Raw genomic sequence first — 11,185 nt, 5'->3', positions numbered from 1 at the left:
CCCCCGCCCGTCCCGACTGCGGTGCCCGATCTTCCGACGCCCGCGGCAGGGGAGGAGATCCTGCTCTACCGTGTCGAGGTCCCGGTCTATTCGGCGGTTCCGCCGGTGGCCGAGCATCTGGCGATGACGACACTTGGTACTTTCCATGAACGGCGAGGCGAACAGAGCCTGTTGTCAAACACCGAACTCTCTCCGGTCTGGGGCCGTATCTTCGGCCAGGACGCGAAGATGGGCTGGTCGGGAACGGTTTCGCCGTCGTTCGACGGCACCTTGTTCGGGTTCCAGGGCGGCTTCGACGTGTTTGGCCAGGAAACCGCTTCAGGTGGCGTCGATCGTGCCGGCCTGTTCATCGCCTATGCCAGCATGAACGGCGATGTGCGCGGCCAGGCGCTGGGGCAGAACGATCTGGGCGTCGGCGACATTGATCTCGGCGGCACCAGCGTCGGCGGCTACTGGACCCGTATCGGTCCCGGGGGCTGGTACCTGGACGGGGTCGTCATGGCCACTTTTTTCAGCGGCGATGCGACCTCGACCCGCGACATCGGCATCGATGTCAAGGGAACCGGCGTCACCGCTTCGCTGGAAGGGGGCTACCCGATCGCGCTGGCGCAAGGCTGGACGCTCGAACCGCAGGCGCAACTGATTTGGCAGCATCTATCGCTCGACGATGCCGAGGATCGCTTCGCGTCGGTTTCCTTCGATCTCGACGACAACGTAACCGGACGCCTCGGCCTGCGCCTGCAGGGCGAGACGACATTGAACAGCACCGCGCTGCAACCTTACCTCAAGGCCAATCTCTGGCACGGTTTCGGTGGCACGGATCACGTCAACTTCGACACCACCGACATCTTGACCGAAAGCCGCTCGACCTCGTTCGAATTCGGCGGCGGCGTGACCGCCAAGGTGACGGACAAGGTCAGCCTCTTCGCCACCGGCGACTACACCACCAATCTCGGCGGCGACAAGCGGCGCATCCTTGAGGGCAATCTCGGCGTCAGCATCAAGTGGTGAGACGGCGAAGCTGGCGCTGTTTTCGTGCGTAAAGTCGACGCCGCCCCTCATCCGCCGGCAGGCAGGTGTGTGCGGGGTCTTGCCCCTTGCAACTGTTCGGGTTCACAAAGAAGGCGGTCGGGCCCCAGCTCACCTACGGTTTAGGCCACCTGAGGGGCGACGGGCTCTCGGCCGCCGCCACGATCAGGCAATCACCTGGTCCGTGGCGTCCTCAATGTGCACAATTCTAAACACACAAGGGGCAGCGCTAACGCTGTGCGTTGAGCGAATCCCCCTTGTTCAATTCCCTGAACGCATCGCCACTGTGGCGATGCCGGCGCCAACCAGCAGCGTGCCGCCGGTGCGGTTGAAGACGCGGATCGCCCTGGGGTTGCGCACAAGGTTGCGCGCTCGCGACGCGATCAGCGCGTAGCCGAAGGCGTTGGAGAAGGCGAGCGCCAGGAAGGTCGTCTCGAAGATCAGCATCTGCGTCCAGAAATCGGCGTGCCGGTCCAGAAACTGCGGCAGGAAAGCGACGAAGAAGGTGATGCTTTTCGGGTTGAGCGCGGTGACCAGCCAGGCATGCCCCATCATCCTGGCGGAGGACACGGCATCGGTGCGCGGCTCGGCCTTGAGCGCGCCGCCGGCCCGGAACAGTTTTACGCCGAGATAGACCAGATAGGCAGCGCCGATCAGCTTCAGGATCGTGAAGACGGTGGCCGAAGCTGCCAGCAGGGCGCCGATGCCCAGCATGGACAAGGTCATCGCCGTGAAGTCGCCCAGCGCCACACCGACAGCCATCGGCAGTGCGGTGCGCCATCCCTGGCCGAGGGCATAGGACACGACCAGAAGGATGGTCGGTCCCGGAATGACTAGGAGGATGGTCGACGCGGCAGCGAAGGCGGCCCAGTTTTCGAAGGACATGCTCGTCTCCTTTGAGCTCAAAGAAGAGGATAAATCCTTCGGTCCAGGAGAATGTAAAGCGGTTTGTTTCTACCCCCGCCAACGGCAGTTCGGCGTCAGTCGAGCCGCCCGACAGGTTCACGATCTCGGCGAGAAGCTTGAAGTTGATCTTTCAGGTCTTGCACATGGAGGTCCCCCGCTTTTGACACGCTGGCGCCGGGATCATGACCCGCCCGAGGTGATTTCGTGCAGGGCACGCTGGTTGGCGATACCGGAGAGGGCGCAATGGCGCCCAGCCTGTTCGCAAATGCAGGCAGCGCAAGACCTTCACGCTTTATCAACCATGAATGATGAAAATGCTCGTCATCCGGCCGGACCGTGCTTCCCGCCGACAGCGTAGGGTTTGGGTACATGCGTGAGTTGCCGCAAGGTCTGAGGCCGCCGCGAAACGGCGACGCAATCGAAACCGATAGTCTTGTCTCCCGCCGCGCCGTTTTATCCGGGGCAGGGGCGTTGGCCTTGCTTGGCGCCGCCGGCTGCTCGACTTCGGGCGGCGGCCTGCCGGCGCTTGAGCTCGACGACACGGTCACCGGCTCTGTGCGGCCGATCCGGCCGAGCATCAGCGTCGACAAGAACATCACCAGCCCCGACCTGATGTACGCGTCCCTGAGCGACGGCGGCTTCAACGTGCCCGAGGTGCCCTACCTCAAGATCAAGCCGGAATTCCGCCGCCAGATCGTCGTCGACCAGACGGGCGAAGCGCCCGGCACCATCGTCGTTCATCTCAATGAGCGCATGCTCTACCTCGTCCAGCCGGGGGGCGACGCCATCCGCTACGGGGTCGGCATCGGCAAGGACGGCTTCCGCTGGTCCGGCCGCGCCAACATCCAGTACGGACGGGAATGGCCGACCTGGACCCCGCCGCCGGAAATGATCGCCCGCAAGCCGGAATTGGTAAAATGGCAGGGCGGCCAGCCCGGCGGCCTCACCAACCCGCTCGGCGCGCGTGCTCTCTACATCTATCAGGACGGCAAGGACACCGGCTACCGCATCCATGGCTCGCCCGAATGGTGGAGCATCGGCCAGGCCATGTCGTCGGGCTGTGTGCGCCTGATCAACCAGGACATCATCGACCTCTACAGCCGCGTTTCCAAGAAGAACCCGGTCGTCGTCGTCTAGCTCAAGCCTCACCTCGCGGCCGCTGGCGCGGCCGGTCGTTTCTGCCGTTGCGCGATGGCCAAAGACAGGCGAAGGTGCCTGAAATCCAATCGCCCGGGAGAATTTCACCAATGGCCGGAACTTTCGTCATCGCGCAGGGCGGCGGCCCGACGGCCGTCATCAACCAGACCGTGGTCGGGGCGACGCTGGAGATCCGCAAGCGGCATCCCGGCGCCAAGGTCCTGGGCTCCATTCACGGCGTGCGCGGTATCCGCGACGGCAATTATATCGACCTCTCCGCCGTCCCGGAAGACCGCCTGCGGCTGATCGCCGGAACGCCGAGCGCGGCCCTTGGCTCGACGCGCGACAAACCGGATGCAGCCTATTGCGAGGTCGTCCTCGACGGCCTGAAGAAGGCCGGCGCGGATGCCTTCATCTATATCGGCGGCAATGACACGTCGGGCACGCAGCAGATCCTGACCGATGCCGCCGGCGGCAAGATCGCGTTCGTGCATGCGCCCAAGACCATCGACAATGATCTCGAGGAGAACGACCACACGCCGGGTTTCATCTCGGCGGCCGAGTTCGTCGCCGGCGCTTTCCTGTCCGTCGATCTCGATTTTCGCGCTCTGCCCGGCATCTATGTCGGCATCGTCATGGGCCGGCACGCCGGCTTCCTCACGGCCGCGGCCGCGGCTTGGCAGCTCGATCCCGACAGTGGTCCGCATCTCGTCTACGTGCCGGAGCGGCCGTTCTCGGCCACAGCCTTCATCGAGGACGTGCGCGCCACGCTCGACCGCCACAAGCGCTGCATTGTCGCCGTCTCGGAAGGGGTCAGCACCGCCGACGGCAAAGTGCTGGTTGAAAGCCTGGTGCCGCCGGAGAAGCTGGAGCGCGACCAGCATGGCAATGTCAAGCTATCGGGCAGCGACCTGCCGGCGGCACTTGAGCGGGCGCTCGCCGAAGGGCTTCCTGGCAAGCGCGCCCGCGTCGATGCGCTGGGCTACATGCCGCGCGGCTATGTCGGCGCCATCAGCGCCGTCGACGCGCAGGAGGCGTTCGACGCGGGAGCTTTCGCGGTCACCGTGGCCGAACAGGGCGGCGGCTCCGTGGCGCTGCAATATGACGGCACCAAAACCGTGCTGAAGAAGGTGCCGCTGAAGAACGTGGCCGGCAAGACCCGTCACATGCCCGAGAACTTCATGAAGCCGGACGCCAACCATCTGTCCGACGCCGGCATGGCTTACCTGAAGCGGCTGGTGCCGGAAAAATACAAGGTCGGAAAGCCCTTCGTCTGATGTCGGGACCATACTTGATTCCAGGATCACACCTGATGCGAGGCTCACACCTGATGCCGGGCTCACGCTTGATGCCGGGCCGCTTCTGATGGAGAACTGGTTCAGCAGGAGCATCGTCGACGAGAAGACGACGATGCTGACCGAGCCGTTCGTGCATGACTATGTGCGCGCCAACATCTGGCATCTCACCGGCCGCGACGCCGACCTTTTGGTCGATACCGGCATGGGCATCTGCCCGCTGGCGCCGGAGATCGAAACCCGGGCCGGCAAACCGCTCATCGCCGTCGCCACCCACATCCATCTCGATCATGTCGGCTCGCTGCATGAATTCGCGCTGCGCGCGGGACCCAGGGTGAGTGCCGCGCAGTTCGAGAACATGGATGAGGCGACGACCTACGCCTACATGTTCCATGACCTCGACGGCGCCGTCTCGCAACTGCCGGCGCCGGGCTGGAAGGCTGCGGATTACAAGATCCCGCCAGCGCCGCTGACGCGCACCCTCGACGAGGGTGATGTCGTCGATCTCGGCGACCGCCGCTTTCGCGTGCTGCATCTGCCCGGGCATTCGCCGGATTCGATCGCGCTGTTCGACGAAGCAGACGGCCTGTTCTTCAGCGGCGACGCCATCTATGACGACCGGCTGATCGACGACCTGCCAGACTCCGACAAGTCGGCCTATTGCCTCACCATGCGGCGTCTGCTCGACCTGCCGATCCGCATCGGCCATGGCGGTCACGGCCCGAGTTTCGACGGCGAGCGCATGCGCGAGATCGCCTCGGCCTATCTCAGCCGAGCGGCTGGTCCATAAGCCGGCTCTAAAATTAAATCTTCGTAAGGTCGCCCGAAAACCCTAAATCGGGCCAATCCGCGCCCTAGATGCTGGTTTGTCGATCCGGCCGGCTGCCATGCGCGGCGAGACAGGCAATCCGGCTGTCGACAGCCGACGGGTGTTTTCCCCCGAACCATCCGCGGCCCAGGTTCAACTCTCGCCCGGACAGAACGACCATGTCACCCATAAGCATTCTTCGTAGACATCGCGTCGCGGCCCTGCTGGGCGCTGCGCTGATCATTTCTCCCATCGTAGCCTCCTTCGCCGAAAGCCCGAACGACGTCCGCAACGCCGTCGGCACGACGCAGACCCCCGTTGCCGGGGTAACGGCCCCGAACGGCTCCTTTGCCCCTATCGTGGCGGCCGACAAGCCGGCCGTGGTGACGGTTACGACCGTGATGAAGGGGCAACCGGACGCCATGAGCGATGCCTCGCCTCTGGACGGCGGCGGCTCGCCTTTCGACGATTATTTCCGCCAGTTCTTCGGCGACCAGGGCGTGCCCGGGCCGAAAGCGCCGCCGCAGCAGTCGCAGCGCGCCGAAGCGCTCGGATCCGGCTTTATCGTCGGCGCCGACGGCACCATCGTCACCAACAACCATGTCATCGACGGCGCGAGCTCGATCAAGGTGACGCTTGACGACGGTACAGAGCTTCCCGCCAAGCTGGTCGGCCGCGACGCCAAGAACGACCTTGCGGTGATCAAGATCAAGGCCGACAAGCCCCTGCCGACGGTAAAATGGGGAGATTCCGATAAGTTGATGCCGGGCGATCAAGTGCTGGCCTTCGGCAATCCGTTCGGCATCGGCACCACGGTCACCTCAGGTATTGTCTCGGCGCGCGGCCGCGACCTCCACAGCGGGCCGTTCGACGATTTCATCCAGATCGACGCGCCGATCAACCACGGCAACTCTGGCGGTCCGCTGGTCGATGTGAGCGGCAACGTCGTGGGCATCAACACCGCGATCTATTCGCCCAATGGCGGCAGCGTCGGCGTTGGCTTCGCCATTCCGTCCGACCAGGCGCAAAAGGTGGTCGCCAAGCTGATGAAGGGCGGCGAAATCGAATACGGCTATCTTGGCGTCCAGATCCAGCCGGTGACCCCGGACGTTGCCAGTGCCATAGGTCTCGATCACCCCGGCGGCGCATTGGTCTCCTCGGTCACCGAGGGCTCGCCGGCGGCCGCGGCCGGCATCCAGACGGGGGACCTCATCACCGGCTTCGCCGGCCAGGAGATAAAGGATCCCAAGGACCTGTCGCGTGCCGTCGCCGATGTCTCGCCCGGCAAGAAGGAAACGCTCGACGTCTGGCGCAATGGCAAAACCATGCAGCTTTCCGTCGACGTCGGCCGCAATGGCGACGATGCGCAGACCGCGTCGGTATCTGGTGATTCCGGCGCGCCGGGAAACGGGCAGGGCGCCCGCCTGCCGGCGATCGGGCTCGGCCTGATGGACATCACGCCCGATATTCGCCAGCAGATGAACCTCCCCGACAACCAGCGTGGCGCGGTGGTCGCCGCGGTCAATCCCAACAAGGCGGCGGCGGCTTCCGGCGTCCAGCCCGGCGACATCATTATCGCCGTCAACCAGATGCCGGTGAAGAGCGCCAGGCAGGCCACGCAGGCGATCGCGCAGGCCGGCAAGTCAGGCCGCAAATCGGTGCTGCTGCTGGTGGAACGAGGCGATGCCCAGATCTATGTCGCCGTGCCCTTCGCCAATGGCTGAGACATCGCGTTGACATGAATGCAGGGATGGCGGGCTTGTCGGTCGACGAGCCCGCCTCCCGGCCGGGGATTGACGCTTCAGGCCTTGAAATTCGAACCGCAAGGTAATACCTTCGGGAGACATGGTATTACCGAGGAACGAAGATGGCGACGACCGTTACAGCGAAGGGACAAGTGACCATCCCCAAACCGGTTCGCGATCTCCTGGAGATCGTCCCGGGAAGCAAGGTCGATTTCCGGCGCGCTGCCGATGGCAGCGTGGTGCTGACCCGTGCTGACAAAAAGCAGCCGGCGAGCCGCTTCGCCAAGTTGCGAGGTCATGCCGGCGAGGGGCTCACGACGGACGCGATCATGGCGCTGACGCGTTCCGAACGGTGACGCTCGTCGACACCAACGTTCTGCTCGACGTTGTTACGGACGATCCGAGCTGGGCGGATTGGTCGGTCGCCCATCTCGAGGCAGCGAGCCTCGATGGGCCGTTGTTGATCAATGATGCGGTCTATGCCGAGCTTGCCGTCCGCTACGCACGCATCGAGGATCTGGAGGCGTTTGTCGAGGCGGCCGGTCTAGAAATGGTTCCGATGCCAAGAGCAGCCCTCTTCCTTGCCGGAAAAGCATTTACACAATATCGCAGATCGGGAGGATCCAGGACCGGCGTGTTGCCTGACTTTTTCATCGGCGCCCACGCAGCCGTCGGACGCCTTCCGCTGCTGACGCGTGATGTCGGCCGCTACCGGACTTATTTCCCTTCTGTGACGCTGATCACTCCCTGAATGGCCGTCGGATTTCGCTCCAAAGCGTGTCGCATCGAAATGGGCTCATGCGACGCGCTTTAAGCGGCGTTGCAGACCGCCGAGCGCCGTCGGTCACGCCTCGATATCAAGCGCCGAAAGCGGCTTGGAGCAGCAGGCGAGAATGAAGCCGTCCTCGATCTCGTGATCGAGGATGCCGCCATTGTGGCTCATCTCGACCTCGCCCGAGAGCTTCTTGACCTTGCAGGTTCCGCACAGGCCGAATTCGCACGCGGCGGGGATTCTGACTCCCGAGGCGCGCGCCGTCTGCAGCACCGTCTGGCCGGCGACGCATGCGGCATCGACGTCCGAAATCGAGAACCGGATCGGCGTCGCGGCTTCGACAGGAATGGCTGCGCCGTCTCCAGTCGGCGAGGCGAACGGCGCCGGGATTTCCTCCACCAGCGGCGCTGCAAAGCTCTCCTGATGGTATCTCGCCATGTCGAAGCCGGCGGCTTCGAGCATGCCGAGCACGGCACGCATGAAGGGGTCGGGGCCGCAGCAGAAGATTTCGCGCTCTCGGAAATCGGGCGCCAAAAGCGGCAGCCGGATGGCGTCGATGCGGCCCATATGGCCGAACCAGCCTTCCCGGCTCGACCGCTCCTCGATCATGAAACCGAGCGACAGGCCGGGCATGCGGCTGCCGAGCAATTCCAGCTCCTTGCGGAAGATGATCTCTTCGGGGCGGCGGGCGCAGTTGACGAAGCCGACATCGGTCCATGGCGCGCAGTCATTCAGCCAGCGCAGCATCGACATCATCGGCGTCACGCCGGAGCCGGCCGAGATGAACAGATATTTGGCCGCCGGGTGGCTGTGCAGCGAAAAGTCTCCGGCCGGCCCATACGCCTTGACGTGCGAACCAGGCCTCAAATGGTCGAACATCCAGCGTGTGCCGGTGCTGCCGGCCTGCGCCTTCACCGTCACCGCGATCGAGAATGGCCGTGAAGGCGAAGACGACAGCGTGTAGGTGCGCATCAGCAACCCATCCGCTGTCGGCAGTTCCAGCGTCACGAACTGGCCCGGCTTGTAGCGGAACCAGGTCTGGTTGTCGGAGCGGAAGGTGAAGGTCTTTACATCAGGCGCCTCGTCGCTCACGCCGATCACTTCCAGCACCTGGAGCCTGTCGTTCCAGGGCGCCATCTGATCGAGATGGCGATAGAGGCCGAGATCCGTCATCGCATTCATCCCTTACCTCTCAAGCAACGCTGCGCAGGGCCGGCCGGCCGTCTTCGGCGAGGCGCGGACCGATGAAACGCGCGTACCAGTCGACGAACTGGATGACGCCGCCTTCGTGCAGTTCGGAATAGGGGCCGGGTTCATAGGCCGGCGACAGGATGCCGAAGGCGTTTTCCTCGACGATGCGACGATCCTGGCCGTTGGTCTCGGTCCAGACATGGGTGAGTTCGGCAAGGTCGTAGTCGACGCCCTCGACCGCGTCCCTGTGAACCAGCCATTTGGTCGTCACCGCGGTCTCGGTGGCGCTGATCGGCAGCACGCGGAACGTGACGGCGTGGTCGCCAAGGATGTGGTTCCAGGTCGTCGGATAGTGATAGAGCAGCAAGGAGCCGATGCGGTCGGTGGCAACGCCGTCGGACAGGTTCTTCTTGACCGCGCGTTTTCCCGTCATCGTATAACTGACGGCATCGCGCAGCAGCGGCGCGCGGGTGGCACGGTACTGTCCGGCCGGGTCGATGCGGAACCTGCTCGGCAGGCCGGCCGCCTCGCACTTGGCCCAGTGCGACAGCATCTCCGGGTCGCTGTCGGCGTCTTGCACGCCAGTCACGGTCGGCGCCTCCGGGAAGGTCTTGCAGAGCTCCGGATGGTTGCCGGCGCAATGATAGCATTCGCGGTTGTTTTCCCAGACCAGCTTCCAATTGCCCTTCTCGACGATGGTGCTCTCGAAGGCGACCTTTGCTTCGCGCAGCCGATGCGGCAGCAAATAGGGTTCGATCATCGTCCGCATCGGCGCGAAATCCGCCGGCTCGTCGGCGAGGCAAATGAAGATGTAGCCGCCGACGCTTTCGCAGGCGACCGGCTTCAGGCCGAACTGGCTCTTGTCGAAACCCTCGGCCATCTGCCTGGCGAACAGCAGCCTGCCGTCCAGTTCATAGGTCCACTGATGGTAGGGGCAGACGAGCTTCGCCGCCGTGCCCTTGTCTGTGTTGCAGACGCGGCTGCCGCGATGGCGGCAAGAATTGTGGAAGGCGTTGATGTTGCCCTTCTGGTCGCGCACCAGCACCACAGGATAGTCGCCGATCTGCACGGTGATGAAGCTGCCGGGCCGGGGCAGTTCGCAATCATGGCCGATGAACAGCCAGTCGCGGTACCAGATCAGCTCCATGTCGAGCTTGAAGTAGTCGGGATCGGTATAGAAGGGCTGCTCGAGCGAGAAGCCGTCCCTGCGGCCTTGCAGCCGTTTCAGCATGTCGTTGCGCGCATCCATGTCCTGTCCTCGCATTGAAGTCCTGTCCTCGCATCGAAGGACTGAACGGAGGGGAGAGAGGAAGGATCAAGCCGCGCGCCGGCTTGCGCCGGACATGCACCATCCGCCTCTTGACCGCCCGCCGCGATCAGTCGAGTCCAACATCTCGGGCTGGTTTCCGGGCTCTGGAGCTGTCCTTGCGGACTGTCGCGACACCTTCCCAGGCCTTTGCCCAGTGGTCTCCCGTTGCGACCTGAACTCCACCACCGTTGCGGGGGCAGCGCCGGATTCTGACCGGCTTCCCAATTCTCCGCCTCGTCGTCACGCGGCGGCACCTGAGATGGCAGGATCTAACCATGATCGCCGACTTGTCGTCGGCATGAAAACGACATCGCATCCATGCCGCGCGACACGCACTGAAAACGGTGCGGCCGTCGTTGAAGGGGCAGAAAGGCTCAGATCGCCGCCTGGGATTCCGACTCGTGGCGGAGCCAAAAAAAGGTTAACGGTTTCGAAAAGTGACTATTAGCGTCCCCTAAAATCGAACCGAACGGTTCGTTTCTGTTGACGATGCGTGCAGGACGGTGTGAACACTGGGCCTTCGACACAGTTGGTGATCGCACGGCCTGTTTGCATAACTAATTGATAATAAATGGCAAAAAACGAATATTGAAGGCTCTGGCACAATTTCAAGTGGTGGAAACTTGGTCCACACGGAAAAACTTCGTGATTGGAAATGGCGGTATGGCTTTCCCACATCGGGGCTGTCCGAACGACGCGATTTCCTCCCAAGACACGCCGCTAGACGGACGGAAAAATACTGGAGTATCAAAAAATGAAAAAGATCATTCTCACTGCCGCCGCCCTTCTGGCTGTTTCCGGCAGCGCCTTCGCTAATAGCGACCATTATGGTTCGAATGCCCCTGCGGCCACCGCCGTCGACAGCTCGTACACCGCTTCGACCAAGAAGTCGGAACCGGCTGCCCAGACGCCTGTCCAGGGTGCCGATCGCAACCTCTTCGGCAACAACTAACAGCCGATCTCCAGTTGACGGCGGGCCTTCCGCCGTCCTGG

11 protein-coding genes and 1 riboswitch are annotated in these 11,185 nt (G+C 63.5%); of the genes, 8 read left to right on the top strand and 3 right to left on the bottom strand.

The window, feature by feature from the left end; genetic code table 11:
* The coding region (locus FJ979_RS32120) for an autotransporter outer membrane beta-barrel domain-containing protein (RefSeq protein ID WP_140584682.1) at positions 1-1,011 on the top strand (1,011 nt) is incomplete at its 5' end.
* A 279-nt stretch (positions 1,012-1,290) separates the two neighbouring features.
* Here the strand turns inward: FJ979_RS32120 and FJ979_RS32115 are convergent.
* The gene (locus FJ979_RS32115) at positions 1,291-1,914 is read right to left on the bottom strand and encodes a LysE family translocator (RefSeq protein WP_140501241.1); all 624 of its coding nucleotides are present in this window, start codon (positions 1,912-1,914) and stop codon (positions 1,291-1,293) included.
* A 390-nt stretch (positions 1,915-2,304) separates the two neighbouring features.
* On the opposite strand from FJ979_RS32115, the gene FJ979_RS32110 reads away from it, so the two are divergent.
* The 6 genes from FJ979_RS32110 to FJ979_RS32085 all read left to right on the top strand — a co-directional run bounded on the left by FJ979_RS32110 (position 2,305) and on the right by FJ979_RS32085 (position 7,671).
* A complete protein-coding gene (locus FJ979_RS32110) occupies positions 2,305-3,072 on the top strand; it encodes a L,D-transpeptidase (RefSeq protein WP_140501239.1) in 768 nt (255 codons plus the stop codon).
* A 110-nt stretch (positions 3,073-3,182) separates the two neighbouring features.
* A complete protein-coding gene (locus FJ979_RS32105) occupies positions 3,183-4,349 on the top strand; it encodes a diphosphate--fructose-6-phosphate 1-phosphotransferase (protein ID WP_140584681.1) in 1,167 nt (388 codons plus the stop codon).
* Between the two features lie 88 nt (positions 4,350-4,437).
* On the top strand, positions 4,438-5,157 hold the full coding sequence (locus FJ979_RS32100; RefSeq protein WP_140584680.1) for an MBL fold metallo-hydrolase: 720 nt from the start codon (positions 4,438-4,440) through the stop codon (positions 5,155-5,157).
* Between the two features lie 197 nt (positions 5,158-5,354).
* Complete coding sequence (locus FJ979_RS32095) at positions 5,355-6,899, top strand: DegQ family serine endoprotease (protein ID WP_140584679.1); 1,545 nt, start codon at positions 5,355-5,357, stop codon at positions 6,897-6,899.
* Between the two features lie 143 nt (positions 6,900-7,042).
* Positions 7,043-7,276: an AbrB/MazE/SpoVT family DNA-binding domain-containing protein gene (locus FJ979_RS32090; RefSeq protein WP_140517783.1), complete on the top strand. Its 234-nt coding sequence runs from the start codon at positions 7,043-7,045 to the stop codon at positions 7,274-7,276.
* Complete coding sequence (locus FJ979_RS32085; RefSeq protein ID WP_140501230.1) at positions 7,273-7,671, top strand: type II toxin-antitoxin system VapC family toxin; 399 nt, start codon at positions 7,273-7,275, stop codon at positions 7,669-7,671. The genes FJ979_RS32090 and FJ979_RS32085 overlap by 4 nt, the downstream gene beginning before the upstream one ends.
* Positions 7,672-7,764: 93 nt before the next feature.
* On the opposite strand, the gene FJ979_RS32080 is transcribed toward FJ979_RS32085, so the two are convergent.
* The gene (locus tag FJ979_RS32080) at positions 7,765-8,865 is read right to left on the bottom strand and encodes a hybrid-cluster NAD(P)-dependent oxidoreductase (protein ID WP_140584678.1); all 1,101 of its coding nucleotides are present in this window, start codon (positions 8,863-8,865) and stop codon (positions 7,765-7,767) included.
* 19 nt (positions 8,866-8,884) lie between these two features.
* Positions 8,885-10,132, bottom strand: a complete 1,248-nt coding sequence (locus FJ979_RS32075) for an aromatic ring-hydroxylating dioxygenase subunit alpha (RefSeq protein ID WP_140517785.1) — start codon at positions 10,130-10,132, stop codon at positions 8,885-8,887.
* Positions 10,133-10,262: 130 nt separating this feature from the next.
* Positions 10,263-10,465: riboswitch (cobalamin riboswitch) on the bottom strand.
* Between the two features lie 481 nt (positions 10,466-10,946).
* Between FJ979_RS32075 and FJ979_RS32070 the strand changes: the two genes are divergently transcribed.
* Positions 10,947-11,144, top strand: coding sequence for a DUF680 domain-containing protein (locus FJ979_RS32070; protein ID WP_140584677.1), 198 nt, complete (start codon positions 10,947-10,949; stop codon positions 11,142-11,144).
* The last annotated feature ends 41 nt before the right edge of the window (positions 11,145-11,185 follow it).

Origin of the sequence: Mesorhizobium sp. B1-1-6 (assembly GCF_006443035.1) — a bacterium.
In the GTDB taxonomy this organism is placed as follows: domain Bacteria; phylum Pseudomonadota; class Alphaproteobacteria; order Rhizobiales; family Rhizobiaceae; genus Mesorhizobium.
The sequence above is the reverse complement of the archived record's forward strand: the minus strand, read 5'-3'. Positions and strand labels throughout refer to the sequence as shown.

What these genes read in the sequence shown, in the direction of transcription:
- FJ979_RS32115 (WP_140501241.1), bottom strand. Translation starts at nt 1,914, where the DNA reads ATGTCCTTCGAAAACTGGGCCGCCTTCGCTGCCGCGTCGACCATCCTC.
- FJ979_RS32110 (WP_140501239.1), top strand. Translation starts at nt 2,305, where the DNA reads ATGCGTGAGTTGCCGCAAGGTCTGAGGCCGCCGCGAAACGGCGACGCA.
- FJ979_RS32105 (WP_140584681.1), top strand. Translation starts at nt 3,183, where the DNA reads ATGGCCGGAACTTTCGTCATCGCGCAGGGCGGCGGCCCGACGGCCGTC.
- FJ979_RS32100 (WP_140584680.1), top strand. Translation starts at nt 4,438, where the DNA reads ATGGAGAACTGGTTCAGCAGGAGCATCGTCGACGAGAAGACGACGATG.
- FJ979_RS32095 (WP_140584679.1), top strand. Translation starts at nt 5,355, where the DNA reads ATGTCACCCATAAGCATTCTTCGTAGACATCGCGTCGCGGCCCTGCTG.
- FJ979_RS32090 (WP_140517783.1), top strand. Translation starts at nt 7,043, where the DNA reads ATGGCGACGACCGTTACAGCGAAGGGACAAGTGACCATCCCCAAACCG.
- FJ979_RS32080 (WP_140584678.1), bottom strand. Translation starts at nt 8,865, where the DNA reads ATGACGGATCTCGGCCTCTATCGCCATCTCGATCAGATGGCGCCCTGG.
- FJ979_RS32075 (WP_140517785.1), bottom strand. Translation starts at nt 10,132, where the DNA reads ATGGATGCGCGCAACGACATGCTGAAACGGCTGCAAGGCCGCAGGGAC.
- FJ979_RS32070 (WP_140584677.1), top strand. Translation starts at nt 10,947, where the DNA reads ATGAAAAAGATCATTCTCACTGCCGCCGCCCTTCTGGCTGTTTCCGGC.